At 70.2% G+C, this 18,499-nt stretch carries 17 protein-coding genes; 5 read left to right on the forward strand and 12 right to left on the reverse strand.

The genetic code is table 11. The annotated features are described in order from the left end of the window. The first annotated feature begins 296 nt into the window (after positions 1-296). Positions 297-713, forward strand: coding sequence for a DUF1992 domain-containing protein (locus tag ABZU99_RS25110; protein WP_356047872.1), 417 nt, complete (start codon positions 297-299; stop codon positions 711-713). 96 nt (positions 714-809) lie between these two features. On the opposite strand, the gene ABZU99_RS25115 is transcribed toward ABZU99_RS25110, so the two are convergent. Further along, the gene (locus tag ABZU99_RS25115; protein WP_355947148.1) at positions 810-1,196 is read right to left on the reverse strand and encodes a VOC family protein; all 387 of its coding nucleotides are present in this window, start codon (positions 1,194-1,196) and stop codon (positions 810-812) included. Between the two features lie 246 nt (positions 1,197-1,442). On the opposite strand from ABZU99_RS25115, the gene ABZU99_RS25120 reads away from it, so the two are divergent. Next, positions 1,443-2,402 carry an ATP-binding cassette domain-containing protein gene (locus ABZU99_RS25120; RefSeq protein WP_355947146.1) on the forward strand — a complete coding sequence of 320 codons (960 nt, stop codon included), beginning with the start codon at positions 1,443-1,445 and terminating at the stop codon, positions 2,400-2,402. Then, positions 2,399-3,259, forward strand: coding sequence for an ABC transporter permease (locus ABZU99_RS25125; protein WP_355947144.1), 861 nt, complete (start codon positions 2,399-2,401; stop codon positions 3,257-3,259). Before ABZU99_RS25120 ends, ABZU99_RS25125 begins: the two co-directional genes overlap by 4 nt. 5 nt (positions 3,260-3,264) lie before the next feature. Here the strand turns inward: ABZU99_RS25125 and ABZU99_RS25130 are convergent, their stop codons facing one another. Then, positions 3,265-4,011 carry a VOC family protein gene (locus ABZU99_RS25130; RefSeq protein WP_355947334.1) on the reverse strand — a complete coding sequence of 249 codons (747 nt, stop codon included), beginning with the start codon at positions 4,009-4,011 and terminating at the stop codon, positions 3,265-3,267. 340 nt (positions 4,012-4,351) lie between these two features. On the opposite strand from ABZU99_RS25130, the gene ABZU99_RS25135 reads away from it, so the two are divergent. Further along, positions 4,352-5,629 (forward strand): cytochrome P450, encoded by a 1,278-nt coding sequence (locus ABZU99_RS25135; protein WP_356047874.1) that lies wholly within the window; start codon positions 4,352-4,354, stop codon positions 5,627-5,629. Positions 5,630-5,733: 104 nt separating this feature from the next. Here the strand turns inward: ABZU99_RS25135 and ABZU99_RS25140 are convergent, their stop codons facing one another. Continuing rightward, positions 5,734-6,108, reverse strand: coding sequence for a nuclear transport factor 2 family protein (locus ABZU99_RS25140; RefSeq protein WP_355947138.1), 375 nt, complete (start codon positions 6,106-6,108; stop codon positions 5,734-5,736). Between the two features lie 161 nt (positions 6,109-6,269). On the opposite strand from ABZU99_RS25140, the gene ABZU99_RS25145 reads away from it, so the two are divergent. After that, positions 6,270-8,123 (forward strand): prolyl oligopeptidase family serine peptidase, encoded by a 1,854-nt coding sequence (locus ABZU99_RS25145; protein WP_356047884.1) that lies wholly within the window; start codon positions 6,270-6,272, stop codon positions 8,121-8,123. Here the strand turns inward: ABZU99_RS25145 and ABZU99_RS25150 are convergent. From ABZU99_RS25150 to ABZU99_RS25190, 9 genes are all read right to left on the reverse strand, one after another. After that, complete coding sequence (locus ABZU99_RS25150; RefSeq protein ID WP_356047876.1) at positions 8,038-8,889, reverse strand: SURF1 family protein; 852 nt, start codon at positions 8,887-8,889, stop codon at positions 8,038-8,040. The two genes, ABZU99_RS25145 and ABZU99_RS25150, sit on opposite strands and share 86 nt — an antisense overlap. A 156-nt stretch (positions 8,890-9,045) precedes the next feature. Next, positions 9,046-10,191 (reverse strand): hypothetical protein, encoded by a 1,146-nt coding sequence (locus tag ABZU99_RS25155; protein ID WP_355947132.1) that lies wholly within the window; start codon positions 10,189-10,191, stop codon positions 9,046-9,048. After that, positions 10,188-10,763, reverse strand: coding sequence for a SigE family RNA polymerase sigma factor (locus ABZU99_RS25160; RefSeq protein ID WP_355947129.1), 576 nt, complete (start codon positions 10,761-10,763; stop codon positions 10,188-10,190). Before ABZU99_RS25160 ends, ABZU99_RS25155 begins: the two co-directional genes overlap by 4 nt. Before the next feature lie 386 nt (positions 10,764-11,149). Then, complete coding sequence (locus ABZU99_RS25165; protein ID WP_355947126.1) at positions 11,150-12,226, reverse strand: aspartate-semialdehyde dehydrogenase; 1,077 nt, start codon at positions 12,224-12,226, stop codon at positions 11,150-11,152. Further along, complete coding sequence (locus ABZU99_RS25170) at positions 12,223-13,503, reverse strand: aspartate kinase (protein WP_355947123.1); 1,281 nt, start codon at positions 13,501-13,503, stop codon at positions 12,223-12,225. The genes ABZU99_RS25165 and ABZU99_RS25170 overlap by 4 nt, the downstream gene beginning before the upstream one ends. Positions 13,504-13,911: 408 nt before the next feature. Then, complete coding sequence (locus tag ABZU99_RS25175) at positions 13,912-14,577, reverse strand: DUF5063 domain-containing protein (RefSeq protein ID WP_355947120.1); 666 nt, start codon at positions 14,575-14,577, stop codon at positions 13,912-13,914. Next, positions 14,570-15,169: a recombination mediator RecR gene (recR, locus tag ABZU99_RS25180; RefSeq protein WP_064456056.1), complete on the reverse strand. Its 600-nt coding sequence runs from the start codon at positions 15,167-15,169 to the stop codon at positions 14,570-14,572. Before recR ends, ABZU99_RS25175 begins: the two co-directional genes overlap by 8 nt. 163 nt (positions 15,170-15,332) lie before the next feature. Next, positions 15,333-15,668, reverse strand: coding sequence for a YbaB/EbfC family nucleoid-associated protein (locus tag ABZU99_RS25185; protein ID WP_355947116.1), 336 nt, complete (start codon positions 15,666-15,668; stop codon positions 15,333-15,335). Positions 15,669-15,900: 232 nt separating this feature from the next. Beyond that, positions 15,901-18,444, reverse strand: a complete 2,544-nt coding sequence (locus ABZU99_RS25190; protein WP_355947113.1) for a DNA polymerase III subunit gamma and tau — start codon at positions 18,442-18,444, stop codon at positions 15,901-15,903. Positions 18,445-18,499 lie beyond the last annotated feature (55 nt).

Consider the following 18,499-nt stretch of genomic DNA (forward strand, 5'->3'; position numbering starts at 1 on the left):
CGCGCCCCGACCTCACGCGCCCCGACCTCACCCGTCCCGACCTCACCCGTCCCGACCTCACCCGTCCCGACCTCACGCGCCCCGACCTCACGCGCCCCGACCTCACGCGCCCCGACCTCACGCGCCCCGACCTCACCCGTCCCGACCTCACGCGCCCCGACTTCTCGGTCTCGGATCCGGGCAAAGCGCAAGAGGAAGCGCATGACCGTAAGCCTGGCCACGGGGACGAATGAGAGCCTGGCGCGTTTCTCAAAGACCGCTGGCGCGTTCCGCGACGCTCGAGGGACAATTGGACCGTGACCGAGCGAAAGCCCCCGGGCATCAGCTTTGAGACGTGGGCCGACCGGCAGATCCGCGAGGCGGAGGCGCGCGGCGACTTCGTCAATCTGCCGGGAATCGGAAAGCCCCTCCCTCATCTCGACAGGCCCTATGACGAACAGTGGTGGGTCAAGGAGAAGATGAGGCGCGAGAATTTGTCCTTTCTGCCGCCGACGCTCGTACTGCGCAAGGAGGCGGAAGACGCTCTCGCCGCCGCGGCCGAGGCCTCGTCGGAGCGCGCGGTGCGGGAGATCCTCTCGGACGTCAACGACAAGATCCGCGAGGCGATCCGCCGCCCGCCGCCCGGCCCGCCGCTGAACCTGGCGCCCTTCGACATCGACGAGGTCGTACGGGAGTGGCAGGAACGGCAGGAGCCACAGGAGCGGCCGGAGTAGCCGGAGCGGCCTTGGTGGAACGGACCGACCAGGGTTGACGCCCCTGCCTACTGACGGCGGGCAGGCCGGGGCGCGCGGCCCCGGCCTGCCGATGCGCTACTCCTCGTTCCCGTACGGGCGGGTAATGATCTCCATGCCATGACCGGCCGGGTCCATGAAGTACAGGCCGCGCCCACCGTGGTGGTGGTTGATCTCACCGGGCTGCTTCCCGTGCGGATCGGCGTAATACGTGATCCCCTGCCGCTGGATCCGCTCGAATGCCGCGTCGAACTCCTCGTCGGAGATGAGGAACGCGTAATGCTGCATGGTGATCGACTCGCCCGGAATGCTGGCGAAGTCCAGGGTGACGCCGTTACTGGTCTGCACCGGGATGAACGGGCCCCATTCGGCGCCTACCTCAAGGCCCAGAATGTTCGCCAGGAATTCGGCGGATTCCCGCTTGTCGCGGGCATGGACGATCGTGTGATTCAACTCGACTGACACTGTGGAATGCCTCCGTAAGGCAATCTCACGGGCACCTCCATGCCTCACCCAGCCGGTGACCGACACGCGATGCCGTATCTCCGATCCTAGGCGCCGCCAATCGCCGCAGTCGAGGGCGGTCGCGCCGGAACCGTCACCGTGCGCGACCGTTGTATACCGTCTTGTTCTCATGTGGTCGTGTGAGCAGTGCATGCCCGGGTACTCCGGGTATTACCGAAACATCCGTAATCCGTGGGGAGAGCGCCCATGGTGACGAGCGCGACGGCCATCCGCACCGCCGGGCTGACCAAGGTCTACTCGCATGCGGACTTCGCCGCCGTGGACCGGCTGGATCTGGAGGTGTACCAGGGGGAGATTTTCGGGCTGCTCGGGCCCAACGGGGCGGGCAAGACCACGACGGTCGGGATGCTCACCACCCGGGTCGTCCCGACCTCCGGATCCGCGTACATCGGGGACATCGACGTGGTCGCCCATCCGACCCTGGCCAAGCAGATCATCGCGGTCGTGACCCAGCAGAACACCCTGGACCGCTCGCTCACCGTCTGGGAGAACCTCTACTTCCACGGGCTGCTGTTCGGGATGTCGGGCAAGCGGTCACGGCAGATGGCCGACCGGCTGCTCGAGCAGTTCCGGCTGTCCAAATGGGCCTCGTCGACGGTGTACGCGCTGTCCGGCGGCATGGCCCAGCGACTGATGGTGGCGCGGGCGATCTTCCACCGCCCGGCCGTCCTCTTCCTCGACGAGCCGAGCGCCGGGCTCGATCCACAGAGCCGGCTGGCGCTGTGGGAAATCCTGGAGCAGCTGATCGCCGAGGGCCAGACCATCCTGCTCACCACGCACAACATGGACGAGGCGGATCAGCTCTGCGACCGGGTCGCCATCATCGACCACGGCCGGATCCTTGCCCTCGGCACCCCCGCCGCCCTCAAGCAGAGCGTGGACGCGGACACCGTCGTCACCGTCCTGGCGCGCGGCGACGCGGACGCGCTCGGCGACCGGCTCAGCCGCGCGATCGACGGCGTGGTGCGGGTCCGGCCGGTGACCGGGGGCGTCGAGCTTCAGGTCAAAGGCGCTGATCGGCTGCTGCCGCGCATCGTCACCCTCGCCGAGTCCAGCGGCTTCGGCGTGATCGATGTGTCGGTCACCGCGTCGACGCTGGAGACGGTGTTCATCTCGCTGACCGGAAAGGAGTTGAGGGACGGATGACCGCGGGCCCCATCGCCGTACGTCCGAGCCGGACCGCCGCGGCGTCGAGTCGTTCCGCGCTGGCCGCACTGATCCGGCGGGATCTGACCGTTCTGATGAAGAATTTCGGCGAATTCGTGGGCCGGACCCTGATGCAGCCCTTCCTCCTCGTCTTCGTCTTCCTCTACGTCTTTCCGACCATCGGGCAGGGCATCGGGGCGGGCGCGGGCACCGCCGGTGAATCGGCCTTCGCGACCGTGCTGGTGCCGGGCGTGGTGTCGATCGCCGTCATGTTCCAGGGGATCCAGTCGGTCGCCATTCAGATGTCACAGGAGTTCGGCTTCACACGGGAGATCGAGGACCGGGTGCAGGCGCCCTGCCCGATCTGGCTGGTGGCGGTCGCCCGGGTGCTTTCGGGCGCGGCCCAGGGGCTGATCTCGGCGGTGCTCGTCTTTCCGATAGCGGCCGTCGTTCATGCGCCGGGGGTGCACGCCCATCTGTCCGTGCACTGGTGGATCGTGGTCACGTTGATTCCGCTGGCCTGTATCACCATGACCTCGCTCGGGCTGCTGCTCGGCACCTCGTTCGAGCCGCAGAACATCGGGGTCATGTTCGGCTTCATCGTGCTGCCGCTGGTGTTCCTCGGGGGCACGTACTACCAGTGGACGAAGCTGTCCCTCGTCCATCTCGGCGGCTTCCACTGGCTGCAGATCCTGGTGCTGGTCAATCCGCTGATCTATATCACCGAGGGAATGCGGGCGGGCCTTACCGAGGCTTCTCATCTACCCCTGTACGTCGTTTATCCCGTATTGTTCGCTTTCTGCGTACTCTTCCTTAACCTCGGGCTACGAAATTTCCGCCACCGCGTGCTCTCGTGAACGGATCAGGTGCGCGGGAGCGCCGCCACACTGAAGATTCCGCCCTCCGGATCGCGCAGCGTCGCGATACGCCCATAGGGCGTGTCGGCCGGCGGGGAAACGACGGCTCCGCCCAATTCCGCCGCGCGGTCGGAGACCAAGTCGGCGCTCTCCACCCGGAAGTAGACATGCCAGCGGGGTCGGACCGTCGGATCAGGGGCGGCCTCGAGGGCTCCGCCGCGCAGCCCCGCCACCGGCTTTCCGTCGATATGGAGCACCACCCGGTCATGTTCGAAGCGAACATCGCACCGTTCCCGTGGCTGGGAGTCCCAGCCGAAGACCTGGCCATAGAAGAGCGCCGCGTCGAACGCGTCGCGGGTGCGCAACTCCAGCCATACGGGGGCGCCCGGCCTGCGCTCGCCCCACCACGCGGAGGCGAGTTCGCCCTCCCAGATGCCGAAGACGGCGCCGGCCGGATCGGCCGCCCACGCCACCCGTCCGTTGCCGAACTCCAACGGTCCGACCGCGACCGTGCCACCGCGCTCCTGGGTGCGCCAGGCGACCTCGTCCGCGCTGTCCGCCGCGAAGTACGTGGTCCAGGTGACCGGGAGCGTCGCCTCCGTCGGCGGGGCCGACCCGCGGATGCCGACGGTCGGTACGCCGTCCTCGGTGTGCGCGACGGTGTAGCGGCCGTGGCCCTGTCGGGTCGGCCGGAAGCTCCAGTTGAAGAGTTCTCCGTAGAAGGCGTGCGCGCGGTTCAGATCGGCTGCTATGAGACTCACCCAGCACGGGGCGCCCTGGACAGCACGGAACTTCTCCCGCAAGCCGCTCACCTCACTCATATCCCTGGGGCCACGGTCATCGTCCCGCACGCAGCCGTCATCGCTCGTGCATCATGCCCGATATCTCCACTTTCCCCTCTTCCTCCGGGGCGCGCCACCGCTGATTCCCCGGACCGCGCCACCGCCGCGTCGCGCGGTCGGCGCAGGGCCGGGGCGGAGGGGGCGGAGCAGAGGGGGCGGGGGTGCACGCCGGCGCGTTGTGGCGCATCACACCGGCCCGCGTCCGGCACCGGGGGACGGCCGCCCCACCACGGCAGTGCAGTATTGCGCCATGTCGAATCTCCGCTCAAACATCGTCGCCTGGCTGGGCCGCAAGTATTTTTCGAGGATTCAGAGGAACGGCTTCGACCTGTCCAAGATGTCGTTTCTCCCGGACGCCACGCTGGCCCCGCTGAGGCGCGATGGGCTTGACCCCGTGGCCGATCTGTCCCAAATCAGGGCAAAGGAGCCCATCAGTAAGATTTGGCTACCTTTCGGGATAAACGCCTGGATTGTCACCGGATATGACGAGACCAAGGCGGTACTCGGAAAGGCCAAGGGGTTCAGCTCCGATTTCACCAACCTGGCGGAACGGAACATCGGCGTCGCCCCCCAGCAGAATCCGGGCGGCCTCGGCTTCAGCGATCCACCGGCGCATACGAGACTGCGACGCCTGCTGACACCGGAATTCACCATGCGCCGGCTCAGCAGGCTCACCCCGCGTATCCACGACATCGTGGAAGAACGCCTCGACGAGATGGCCGCCGCCGACGGTCCGGTCGATCTGGTGGAGGCATTCGCGCTTCCCATCCCGGCGCTGGTCATCTGCGAGCTGCTCGGTGTGCCGTACGAGGACCGCGACGACTTCCAGCGGCACAGCACGGCACGATTCGACCTGTTCAGCGGGGCGAACGCCTCCTTCGGCGCGATGTCGGACTCCCTTTCGTATCTGCACGGCATCGTCGAGAAGCAGCGCCGGTCGCCGGGTGACGGGCTGCTCGGCATGCTGGTGAAGGAGCACGGCGACGAACTCGACGACCAGGAACTGGCCGGTCTCGCCGACGGGGTGTTGACCGGTGGTCTGGAGACAACCGCGAGCATGCTGGCGCTCGGCACGCTCGTCCTGCTCCAGGCGCCCGAGCAATTCGCGGCGATACGTGATGAGGACGCGGTGGTCGACAAGTTCGTCGAGGAGCTGCTGCGCTATCTCACGGTCGTTCAGGTGGCCTTCCCGCGTTTCGCGCGCGAGGACATGGAGATATCGGGGACGAAGATATCCGCCGGCGATCTGGTGCTCTGCTCACTCAGCGGGGCCAACCGCGACGAGAAGCTGGGCCCGGACATGGAGCGGGTCGACCCGCACCGGCAGAGCTCCTCGCATCTGGCTTTCGGATACGGCATTCACCGGTGCATAGGCGCCGAGTTGGCCCGCATGGAACTGCGGGCGGCCTATCCCGCGCTTGTACGGCGGTTCCCCGGGATGCGGCTCGCGGTTCCGGCGGAGAAGCTCTCGTTCCGCAAGCTTTCCATCGTCTACGGCGTGGATGAGCTGCCGGTGGTGCTCAAGTAGCGGCGGGCGGCAGGGAGCAGGAGGGGACGGGAGACGAGGGGACGGGAGACGAGGGGCAAAGGGGCGAGGGGGCGAATGTCGGGGGCCGGGGGGCCGGACCGTGATCAGAAGCGCTCGGTCAGTGAGTCACGTCCGACCGGGGGCTCGTACGGCGTGGGCCGGAAGTCGGTGATGGTCTGGATCCGGCCGTCGGGCGCCGAGGTGAAGAAGCTGATGCCCTGCGTCTCCTCCTCGTCCTCGCTGAACCGGACCCAGGAGACCGCCTGTGTGGTGTCGGCGACGACACGCTCGATCTCAAGGCTCCACTCGCCGAGTTGCTCGGCGTTGAAGCGGACCACCCCATCACGGCCGAGCACGCGCTCGCGCGTCTGCGGCAGCTCGTAGCGGACGTCGTCGGCGAGCGTGTCGCCGAACGCCCTCCAGTCCCTGGCCTGGGCCGTTGCCCAGTACGTCTCCACGGTCGCGCCTATGTCGCCCATCGGCTCCCCCTCTGTGTCGCGGCTGTGTCGCGGCTGCGTCGCGGCTGTGTGGTGATGGCCGCCCATGCCCGCCGCCAAGTTATCCACAGGCGGGAGGGGACGCCAGCACGCATGTCGGGGTGCGGCGCAGAATGGGGGGCATGACTGAGAGCACGGAGTCCATGCCGGACTGGGAAAAGCGCTTCCGGGCGCCGCGAGTGGGGCTGCCCGACTGGGCGGAGGACGCTCCGGACCGGTCGCTGTTCGTCTCGAACGCCACGGGGACGTACGAGCTGTATGCGTGGGACCGGGCGACCGGCGCGCAGCGGCAGGTGACGGACCGGCCGAACGGGACGACGGACGGGGTGCTGTCCCCCGACGGCCGGTGGATCTGGTGGTTCTCGGACACCGACGGTGATGAATTCGGTGTGTGGCTGCGCCAGCCGTTCCACGGGAGCGAGGGCGAGCACGAGGGCGACGGCGCCCGAGCGGGAAACGGAGGGCGGGGCGGGGCCGACAAGCCCGCGACGCCCGGTCTGGAGCCCTCCTATCCGGCTGGGCTCGCGCTCGGCCGGGACGGCACGGCGGTGGTCGGGCGGTCCACCGACGAGGAGGGCTCGACCATCCATGTGGTGCGGCCCGGCGCGGAGCCCGAGGAGATCTACCGGCACCGGGAGTCGGCCGGGGTGGGCGATCTCTCCCATGACGGGACGCTGATCGCGGTCGAGCACACCGAGCACGGTGACGCGATGCACTCGGCGATCCGGGTGGTACGGCTGGACGGTACGTCAGTCGCGGAGCTGGACGACACCAAGGGCGGCACCGAGGAGCTCGGCCTGGCCGTGATGGGGTTCGCACCTGTCGACGGGGACGCCCGGCTGCTGGTCGGGCACCAGCGGCGCGGCCGGTGGGAGCCCATGGTGTGGGATCCGCTGACCGGGGTGGAGACGGCGCTGGCGATCGATCTGCCGGGCGACGTCGGGGCCGACTGGTTCCCGGACGGATCGGCGCTGCTGGTGGAGCACAGCTATGAGGCGCGCAGTGAGCTGTGGCGGTACGACGTGGCCTCCGGCGAGTTGACCCGCATCGAGACCCCCGCCGGGACGATCTCGGGCGCCACGGCTCGGCCGGACGGCATGGTGGAGTTCCTGTGGTCGTCCGCCGAGCAGCCGCCCCAGGTGCGCTCGACGAGCGGGCGGATCGTGCTCGACCCGCCGGGGTTCAAGGCCCCGGAGTCCGTCCCGGTGAGCGACGTATGGGTGGACGGTCCGGGCGGGCGGGTGCACGCGCTGGTGCAAAAGCCCGCGGGCGAGGGGCCCTTCCCGACCGTCTTCGACATCCACGGCGGGCCGACCTGGCACGACAGCGACGCCTTCGCGGGCGGCCCGGCGGCCTGGGTGGACCACGGCTTCGCCGTCGTCCGGGTCAACTACCGCGGTTCGACGGGGTACGGACGGGCCTGGACGGACGCGCTCAAGCACCGCGTCGGGCTGATCGAGCTGGAGGACATCGCGGCCGTGCGGGAGTGGGCGGTGGCCTCCGGGCTCTCCGACCCCGAGCGGCTGGTGCTGGCCGGTGGCTCCTGGGGCGGCTATCTGACGCTGCTCGGGCTCGGGACCCAGCCCGAGGCATGGGCGCTGGGGCTGGCCGCGGTGCCGGTCGCGGACTACGTCACGGCCTACCACGACGAGATGGAGGCCCTGAAGGCGATGGACCGCACTCTGCTCGGGGGCACTCCGGAGGAGGTTCCGGAACGGTTCGAGGCATCGTCCCCGCTGACGTATGTGGACCAGGTGCGGGCGCCGGTCCATATCTCCGCGGGGGTGAACGACCCGCGCTGCCCGATACGGCAGATCCACAACTATGTGGAGCGGCTCAAGCGGCGCGGTGCCCCCCATGAGGTGTACCGCTATGACGCGGGGCACGGCTCACTGGTCGTCGAGGAGCGGATCAAGCAGTTGCGCTTGGAGATCGAGTTCGCTCAGCGTCACCTGGGGTCTCGGGTGCGGTCCCCGGCACCGTCTCCTGCGAGGTGATGCCGAGGGCCAGGTCGCGGGCCGTCTCGACCTCACGGCGGTACAGCCGGAACCACATGAAGACGACGAAGCCCGCGAAGACGAACCACTCACCGGTGTAGCCGAGGTTCTGGAAGGCCTTGAGGTCGAGCCCGGTGCCCTCCGCCACCACGGGGGGCACCGGCTTCAGGGCCCCGACCGCCTGGGTGGAGGTGATCCACGCGTCGTACACCTGGTACGGCACCAGGTTGACCAGCGAGGCGGCGCTGATGATGCCGAGCTGGCCCCTGGGGAGACCGCCGCTCGCGCTCACCCCGTCGCTGCCCTGGTGCTCGGACGCCTGGAGCGCCCCGGTCACGGTCACCTCGCCGGACGGGGGCGGGGGCACCTTCGCGGTGTCGGCCTTGTCACGGGCGTCGCCGGGAAGCCAGCCGCGGACGACGGGCAGCGACTTGCCCGCGTCGGTGCGCAGCAGAGTCAGCACATAGAAGCCGTCGCGGTCGTCCAGCCGCCGATGGGGGACGAGGAGTTGATGTGCCATGTCGTATCGGCCGGTGGCGGTCGCCTGCCGCCCGGAGGTCTCGGCGCTGACCGGCAGCAGATCGCGCAGCGGCTCGGCCGCGGCCTTCTTCGCGTCGGACGCCTCGTTCTGCTGCTGCTTGTGCGTGTCGACGCGCGCCTCGAAGCGGCTGAGCTGCCAGCTGCCCATGAAGAGGCAGACCGGGATCGCCAGCAAGGTGAAGACGTTGATCACCCACCAGCGGGGGGTCAGCAGAAACCGATACACACCCCCACGGTACGGGCACCGTGCCGAGCCCTCGGCGGCGGGGCCGGTGGCAAGCCCCGGCCGCGGAGGGCCGGGAGGCCGACCCGGCCGGGCAGCGTCAGGAGGCCCACACGAGCGCGAGGTGCCGGTGCCGGTAAGGCCGGCGGCCGGGGAGGGTCAGGAGGCCGGCAGCAGGCCGGTGCGGTAGATCGTCCCGGCGCAGCCGCCGCCGAGGGTCACGCTCGCGGCCGCTGGGTCGCCCGCCTCCGGCGCATGGCTGACCAGGACGCTCGCGGCCGGGGGCTCGCCGCCACCGCCACCGTCACCGCCGCCCGGGGTGCCACCGGGATCGCTGGTGCTGGAGTCCTGGGGCGCCTGGGCCGCGTCCGGCGTCGGGTCCGGGCTTGGGGTGCCGCCGTCGCCGGTGGTGGAGCAGCCGCTGGTGCCGCCGCCCGACGCCGGGATCCAGGCGAACTTGATCTCGTACGCCTGGCCGGGCTGCAGGATGAGCGTGTCCGGCTGGGTCGACGGGTCGGGCAGGCCGGTGGCCGCGTCGCCCGCCGTATGGTCAACGACGAAGATCCGCGAGGAGTCCGCCCCGCCCTGCGCGCTCCCGGTGACACTGCCGCTGCCCTCGACCGTGCACGCCTGGCTCGAGATGTTCGAGACGCGGAACGAGCCGTAGATCCGGCCCTCGGCGTCGGCCGCTCCGGCCGACCCGGCGCCGCCGCTGCTCAGCTGGGAGCGGCTGCAAGTGGGCGACGTGGCGTTCAGCGTGCTGGAGGGGTCGGGCACCGTACCGGCCGGGTCGCCCTTGGGGCCCTTCGTCGGCCGGTCCTTCTTCTTGCCGTGCTTCCTGTCGCCCTTGTCCGGATCGACCTTGTCGGCAGGCCCGTTGGCGTCCCCCCCGCCGCTGCCCTCGCCGCGCTGGCCGCCGCCGGTCTCCGGAGGGCGGTGGCTGCTGGCGGCATTGGCCGGGTGGGCGTCGGCCCCGTCACCGGTGGTCGCGACGTGCACCAGCGCCGGAATCGCGGCGCCGCCGAGCACCACCGCCGCCACGGCCCCGATGAGGGCCTGGCGCCGCCGCGTACGGCGGACGGGAACCGCGCGCCGCAGGTGCTCCAGCGAGTTGGGGGACGGTTCGAGCTCGTCGACCGCGCCGTGCAGCAGCCGCCGCAGCGCCTCCTCGTCCACACTGCCGGACTCGGCGTCGTCGAGCTCGATGTGGAGGGGCGTGACGCCGCCCGGCTCCAGGCCATCGGGCTCGTGGCCGTCCCGCCGGCCGGGATCGCCCGGGCCCGGCTTGTCTGTCGTGTGGTTCATGCCGGTGCCTCCATGGCGACGCGAAGCGCCGCGATGCCGCGCGAGCCGTACGCTTTGACCGAGCCGAGCGATATGCCCAGCGTCTCGGCCACCTGGGCCTCGGTCATATCGGCGAAGTAGCGCAGCACAAGGACCTCGCGCTGGCGGCGCTGCAGTCCCCTCATCGCCTTGATCAGTTGATCCCGTTCGAGTTGTTCATACGCCCCTTCCTCGGCGCTGGCCATGTCGGGCATCGGCTTGGAAAGCAGCTTCAGCCCGAGGATGCGGCGGCGCAGCGCGGAGCGGGAGAGGTTGACGACCGTCTGCCGCAGATAGGCGAGAGTCTTCTCCGGGTCCCGGACTCTCTTGCGCGCCGAGTGCACCCGGATGAACGCCTCCTGCACGACGTCCTCGCAGGACGCGGTGTCGTCCAGGAGGAGCGCGGCGAGACCGAGCAGCGACCGGTAGTGCGCCCGGTAGGTCTCGGTGAGGTGATCGACTGTGGTACCCGCTGCCATCGCGTCGTCAGTGTCCTCGCGCCCTGTCGAGATGGGCGCGGGGCGGGCGGTCGGCCATGGCGCGATCACCGGCATGCCGCCTGGCGTGCGCGGACGCGGGGGGCGCACTGCTGTGCCGCCGCGCCCTGGAACCGTTGCGATGCCGAATACCTCTGCCACGCCTGTTGGACACGCTTCCCCCCGTCAGGGTTGTACGCGCGAGGCACCGCTTTTGAGGATGTATCAAATGCCTCCATGCGCCCCAACTCTTCCCTTATGCCCCAGTTTCCACAGCGCCCATGCCGGGGCGGGTGGAAAGACGCTCCCCGCTCGCTGCCGGTTGCAGCGAACGGGGAGCGAACCGTCGAAGTGGTCATCGGCCCAGGTCATACAGGACTGGCCAGTGACATGCGCACAGGATATTCACAATTTCGGGACGGCGCACCAGAGGAGCCGTCACTTTTCGGCGAGATCGGCCGAGGTCACGCCCCGGTGAGCTCCGCGGCGACGACCTCCGCGATCTGCGCGGTGTTCAGCGCCGCGCCCTTGCGCAGATTGTCGCCGCAGACGAACAGCTCCAGCGCGTTCGGATCGTCCAGCGAACGCCGTACCCGGCCCACCCACGTCGGGTCGGTGCCCACGACATCGGCGGGGGTCGGGAACTCGCCCTCCGCCGGGTTGTCGCACAGCACCACGCCCGGCGCTGCGGCCAGGATCTCGTGCGCCGCCTCCACCGTCACCTCGTTCTCGAACCGCGCGTGCACGGCCAGGGAGTGCGTGGTGATCACGGGCACCCGGACACAGGTCGCGGTGACCCGCAGCTCCGGCAGCCCCAGGATCTTGCGGGACTCGTTCCGTACCTTCAGCTCCTCGGAGGACCAGCCGTCCTCCTTGAGCGAGCCCGCGAACGGCACCACATTGAGCGCCATCGGCCCCGGGAACGGCCCGGTGTCGCCGACCGCCCGCCGGACGTCGCCGGGGTGGGTGCCCAGCTCCGTACCGGCGACGAGCGCGATCTGCTCGCGCAGGGTGTCCACGCCCTCCTTGCCCGCACCGGAAACCGCCTGGTACGAGGAGACGATCAGCTCGCTCAGCCCGAATTCGGCGTGCAGCGCGCCCATCGCGACGATCATCGACAGCGTGGTGCAGTTGGGGTTGGAGATGATGCCGCGCGGGCGGACACGGGCCGCGCGCGCGTTCACCTCCGGGACCACCAGCGGGACGTCCGGGTCCATCCGGAAGGCGCCGGAGTTGTCGACGGCGACCGCGCCCTTGCTCGCCGCGATCGGAGCCCACTGCGCGGAGACCTCGTCCGGTACGTCGAACATCGCGACGTCGACGCCCTCGAACGCCTCCTCGCTCAGCGCGATGACCTCGACCTGCTCACCGCGGACGGTCAGCTTGCGACCGGCTGAGCGGGGCGAGGCGATCAGCCGGATCTCGCCCCAGATGTCGGCGCGCTCGGAGAGGATCGAGAGCATGACAGTGCCGACGGCACCGGTCGCGCCGACGACGGCGAGCGTCGGCTTCCGGACACCGGCACCGCCGGCGCGGGTCATCGGCCGGTCCCTCCGTACACCACGGCCTCGACGCTGTCGCTGTCCAGGCCGAACGCGCTGTGCACGGCGACGACCGCGTCCTTCACATCGTCGGCGCGGGTGACGACCGAGATGCGGATCTCGGAGGTCGAGATCAGCTCGATGTTGACACCGGCGTTCGACAGCGCCTCGAAGAACGTCGCGGTGACGCCCGGGTTGGTGCGCATGCCGGCGCCGACCAGCGAGATCTTGGCGATCTGGTCGTCGTAGCGCAGCGAGTCGAAGCCGATCAGCGGCTTGGCCTTGGTCAGCGCCTCCATCGCGCGGTGGCCGTCCGTCTTCGGCAGCGTGAAGGAGATGTCGGTCAGCCCGGTCGACGCGGCGGACACGTTCTGCACCACCATGTCGATGTTGATCTCGGCATCCGAGATGGTGCGGAAGATGGCCGCGGCCTCACCCGGCTTGTCCGGCACCCCGACGACCGTGACCTTGGCCTCGGACGTGTCGTGTGCGACCCCGGAGATGATCGCCTGCTCCATGCTTTCTTCTCCCTCTCCCGCTGCCGGCCGATTGCGCACCCAGGTGCCCACATGACCGGAGAAAGACGACCGTACGTGGATGGGGATGTTGTACCGGCGCGCGTACTCGACGCAGCGCAGATGCAGCACCTTGGAGCCGCTCGCGGCGAGCTCCAGCATGTCCTCGTAGGGAATCTCGTTGATCTTGCGAGCCTTCTTCACCACACGCGGATCGGCGGTGAACACGCCGTCCACATCGGTGTAGATCTCGCACACCTCGGCGTCCAGGGCGGCGGCAAGCGCCACCGCGGTGGTGTCCGACCCGCCCCGGCCGAGGGTGGTGATGTCCTTGCTCTTCTGGGACACGCCCTGGAAGCCCGCGACGATCGCCACGGCGCCCAGCTCCACCGCGTCGCGGATGCGACCCGGCGTGACGTCGATGATCCGCGCTTTGTTGTGGACCGCGTCGGTGATGACTCCTGCCTGGCTGCCGGTGAAGGACAGCGCCTCGTGACCAAGGTTTTTGATCGCCATGGCCAGCAGGGCCATGGAGATCCGCTCTCCCGCGGTCAGCAGCATGTCGAACTCGCGCCCAGTAGGAATCGGGGATACCTGCTCGGCGAGATCGATCAGCTCGTCCGTCGTGTCGCCCATCGCGGAAACCACGACGACCACCTGGTGGCCGTTCTTCTTGGCTTCCACGACTCGCTTGGCGACCCGCTTGATGCCTTCGGCATCGGCAACGGAGGAGCCTCCGTACTTCTGCACGACAAGGCCCACGTGCGCTCCTCGCAGCTCTCAATAATGCGGTCGGCTCAGTCTAACGAGCAGCCGGAATCTGGCCTCCCGGTTATCACATAGCGAGACCGAAGGCTCACTGCGTGATCATCAGGACCAGGGTCATCAGCCGGTACACCGTCCACGTACCGGCGAGGCTCCCCTCATCCCTCCCACTCGCTCAGCGACGAACCCTGCCCGCTTCCGGCGAAAGCACACGGGAACGTAACCCACCTCACAGGCCGGGAACGCCCGACGCCGACCTCGCGGCGAAGCCTCCGCGCTGTCTCGCGGAGGCTCCGGCGCTGTCTCGCGGAGGCTCCGGCGCCGCCTCGCGGAGACTCCGGCGCCGCCTCGCGGAGACTCCGGCGCCGCCTCGCGGAGACTGCGGCGCCGTCTCGCGGCGGGGCCTCAGCCCTGTACGGAGCGCAGCCCGAGCGGGCCCGCGATCTCCGCCGCCATGACCCGTCCGGCCTCCTCCGCGAGCTCCTCGTCACCGCTCGCGTTACTGTCCGTGTCCAGACCGTCCAGCTCGTCCAGCGGAGTGTCGAGGCGTACGTGGGTGACAAGCGACTGCAGGGCGCGCAGAGCGGCGGAGGCGGTAGAACCCCAGTTGGAGAGGTACGAGAACTGCCACCACCACAGCGCCTCGCTGATCCGGCCCTCGCGGTAGTGCGCCATGCCATGCCGCAGATCGGTGATGATGCCGGCCAGATCGTCGGAGATCCGGCAGGCCACGGGCTGGCTACGGGGTACGTACGGGTCGAAGACCTCCGAGTAGACGTCGATCGGCTCCAGCAGCCGGGCGAAGCGCTCGCGCAGCTCGTCGACGTCCGGCTCCGGACCGGCGTCCGGCTCGTACCGCTCATCCGGGACGAAGTCCTCGTGGGCCCCGAGCCGCCCGCCCGCGAGCAGCAGCTGGGAGAGCTCGAGCAGCAGGAACGGCACAGCGCTGTCCGGCTCGTCACCCTTGGCGACTTCGGTGACCGCGACGATGAAACTCTCGATCTGGTCGGAGATCTGGACCGCGAAGTCATCCGGGTCCGGGTGGGCTTCGTGCAGCGTTGCGTCAGACATCGAGAAGTCTTCTCCCTTCGAAGGCACGACCGAGCGTGACCTCGTCGGCGTACTCCAGGTCTCCGCCGACCGGGAGCCCGCTGGCCAGGCGCGTGACCTTCAAGCCCATCGGCTTGATCATGCGCGCCAGGTACGTGGCGGTGGCTTCGCCCTCCAGATTCGGGTCGGTGGCCAGGATGAGCTCGGTGACCGTCCCGTCCGCGAGCCGCGCCAGCAGCTCCCTGATCCGCAGATCGTCCGGGCCCACGCCCTCGATCGGGCTGATCGCCCCGCCGAGCACGTGATAGCGGCCGCGGAACTCGCGGGTCCGCTCGATCGCGACGACGTCCTTCGGCTCCTCGACCACGCAGATGACCGCCGGGTCGCGGCGCGGATCCTGGCAGACCCGGCACTGCTCGGCCTCGGCGACATTCCCGCACACCGCGCAGAACCGCACCTTCTCCTTGACCTCGGTCAGCGCATGCGCGAGGCGACGGACATCGGTGGGCTCGGCCTGCAGAATATGGAAGGCGATCCGCTGCGCGCTCTTGGGACCGACGCCGGGCAGCCTGCCCAACTCGTCGATGAGGTCCTGGACCACGCCCTCGTACACGCCTCCATCCAATCTCGCGCCGACGCGCGGTGGCCGTACTTCACATGAATATTCGGTTTTCGCGGGGGGTGCCGCCACCGCTGTGGTGCTTTCTCGCGTCAGCCGGGGCCGCACGGCTCGCGCCGCCCAGCCGGGTCCGACCGGTCAGCCCGAGACCGAACGGTCAGAACGGGAGTCCCGGCATACCGCCCAGCCCCTGGGCGAGCGGGCCGAGCTTCTGCTCCTGGAGCTCCTGCGCGGACTGGTTCGCGTCACGGACGGCCGCGACGACGAGATCCGCGAGGGTTTCCGTGTCCTCAGGATCCACGGCCTTGGGGTCGATGACCAGGCCCTGCAACTCACCGGCACCGGTCACGGTCGCCTTCACCAGGCCACCGCCCGCGGAACCTTCGACGGAAGTCCGGGCCAGTTCCTCCTGGGCCGCGGCGAGATCCTGCTGCATCTTCTGCGCCTGCTGCAGCAACTGCTGCATATTCGGCTGACCACCACCGGGGATCACGAGTTCGCTCCTGGCTGTCGACTGTCGTTCTCTTCGATAGCCCGAGCCTACGTGCTCACTGGGCCGCTTGCCCTACGCCGTACGAAGGAGGCGGGGAGTAGTACGACCGGTACAGGACGGCGGGGGCGCGGGGGGCGCGGCGCGGGGGCACTCGGGGGCGCGGGGCGCGCATGCGCATGGGAAAAGGGGCGGGGGGCGGCGGGGCGCGGCGCCCCGCCCCGCTCGCCCGCCGCTACTCGTTGGCGATCTCCTCGATGACCGTGGCGCCGAGCTCGCGCACGATCAGGTCGTGCCCACTGAGAGCGGTGTCGTCCAGGTCAGGATCGTCCTCGGCCGGCATATCGTCCTCCGGCGAGATCGGCGGAGGCTCGGGCTCGCGGTACGCCGACTCGGCGGGCGGGCCCGCGTCGGGGGGCGCGGATGCCGAGGCGGGGGCGGAAGGGGACGCGGAGGCGGGCCGGGCAGCAGGCTGCCGCGCCGCCGCCGGCTGACCGCCGCCGAAGCCGCCACCGGGGCCACCGGAACCGCCCGAACCAACGAAGCCGCCACCGCCGCCGAAGCCGCCCGAACCACCGGGGCCACCAGGACCGGGACCAGGACCAGCGGAACCGCCTGGTCCGCCGCCCTGCTGTCCGGAGCCGCCCGAGGGGTCGACGATCGCCTCGATGCGCCATTGCACACCGATGGCGTCGCTGAGCGCCTGCCGCAGTACGTCCTCGCTACCGCCTCCCACGAAGCTGTCGCGTGCGCCGGCGTTGGAGAAGCCGAGCTGGAGGGTGGTGCCGTCGAACCCGGAGACCGTGGCGTTCTGGCTCAGCAGGATCCAGGTGAAGCGGCGACGGTTCTTGACCGCCTCCAGAATGTCCGGCCACATCTGCCGCACCTGCACAGCCCCCTGCGCCATGCTCGGCGCGCTCTGCGAGCTCTGCGCGGGCGGGGCCCCCTGGCCGGCTCCTCCCTGGCCGGCTTCCTGGCCAGGGCCTTGGGCGGGCCGACCGGGCGCGGGCGCCTGCGCGGGCGGGCCGCCGCCCTGCCCCGGCGCAGCCGCCGAGGGCCAGCCGCCGGGCTGCCGGGCAGGCGCCACTCCGCCCTGCCCACCACCGGAGGTACCGCCCGCACCGGAACCCGAACCGGGAGCCGAGGCGGTCGGCCAGGCCCCGGGCCGCTGTCCGCCGCCGCCCTCCGCCGGCGGGGACGCGGCCGGCGCGGCTGCCCGCTGTCCACTGTCCGCCGCCCCGCTCGGGCCGCCTTCCGCAGCGGACTGCGCGCCCGTGGGCCAGGCCCCGGGCCGCTGACCGCCGCCGCCCTCCGCCGGCGGGGACGCGGCCGGCGCGGCTGCCCGCTGTCCACTGTCCGCCGCCCCGCTCGGGCCGCCTTCCGCAGCGGGCCGCGCGCCCGCGGGCCACCCGCCGGGCTCCTCAGCGCCGCCGGACTCAGCCCCAGAACCCTGGGCCCCGATGGCCGCACGGGCGGCGGCCGGCCCGGAGGGCCCGGCGGCCGGGGCGTGGGCGTCGGGTCCCGGTACGTATCCCATGGCAGGCCCGGGCTCCGACGGCGCCGGGAATCCACCGGCACCACTGGCGGCGGCACCACCGCCACCGCCCAGGCCGTCGGCGAGGGCTCCGCGCTCCAGCCGTTCCAGCCGCGACTGCACGGACCGCTCGTCGTCGAAAGCGGCGGGCAGCAGCACTCGCGCGCAGATCAGCTCCAGCTGCAACCGCGGCGAGGTGGCACCGCGCATCTCCGTAAGGCCCTCGTTGACCAGGTCGGCCGCCCGGCTCAGCTCGGCGCCGCCGAAGACCGACGCCTGCGCCTGCATCCGCTCGACGACATCGGCCGGGGCGTCGATGAGCCCCTTGTCCGCCGCGTCCGGCACGGCGGCGAGGATCACCAGATCGCGCAGCCGCTCCAGCAGATCGGCGACGAAGCGCCGGGGGTCGTTGCCCCCCTCGATCACGCGGTTGACGACCTCGAACGCCGCCGCGCCGTCGGCCGCCGCGAAGGCGTCCACGATCGAGTCGAGCAGCGAGCCGTCCGTATAACCGAGCAGCGAGGTGGCCATGGCGTATGTCACACCGTCGTCAGCCGCGCCCGCGAGCAGCTGGTCCATGACCGACATCGAGTCACGCACGGACCCCGCCCCGGCCCGCACCACGAGCGGCAGCACCCCGTCCTCGACCGGAATCGCCTCGCTCCCGCAGACCTCCCCCAGATACTCCCGGAGCGTGCCCGGCGGCACGAGCCGGAAGGGGTAGTGGTGCGTACGCGACCGGATGGTGCCGATGACCTTCTCGGGCTCGGTGGTCGCGAAGATGAACTTCAGATGCTCCGGCGGCTCCTCGACCACCTTCAGCAGGGCATTGAACCCCGCCGAGGTGACCATGTGCGCCTCGTCGATGATGTAGATCTTGTAACGACTCGACGCGGGCCCGAAGAACGCCTTCTCCCGCAGCTCACGCGCATCGTCCACACCACCGTGGGAGGCGGCGTCGATCTCGATCACATCGATCGACCCCGGCCCGTTCCGCGCGAGGTCCCGGCACGACTGGCACTCCCCGCACGGCGCCGGAGTGGGACCCTTCTCACAGTTCAGACAGCGGGCCAGGATGCGCGCACTGGTCGTCTTGCCACAGCCTCGCGGACCGCTGAAGAGATACGCGTGATTGACCCGGTTGTTGCGCAGCGCCTGCTGCAGCGGGCCGGTGACATGCTCCTGCCCGATGACCTCCGCGAAGGTCTCGGGGCGGTAGCGGCGGTACAGCGCGAGGGACGACACGCTTACGACGATATCGGGGCCCACCGACATCCGAAGCCGCCCGCTCCCCTCCGAC

It is taken from the genome of Streptomyces sp. NPDC005266 (assembly GCF_040607655.1).
Classification (GTDB): domain Bacteria; phylum Actinomycetota; class Actinomycetes; order Streptomycetales; family Streptomycetaceae; genus Streptomyces.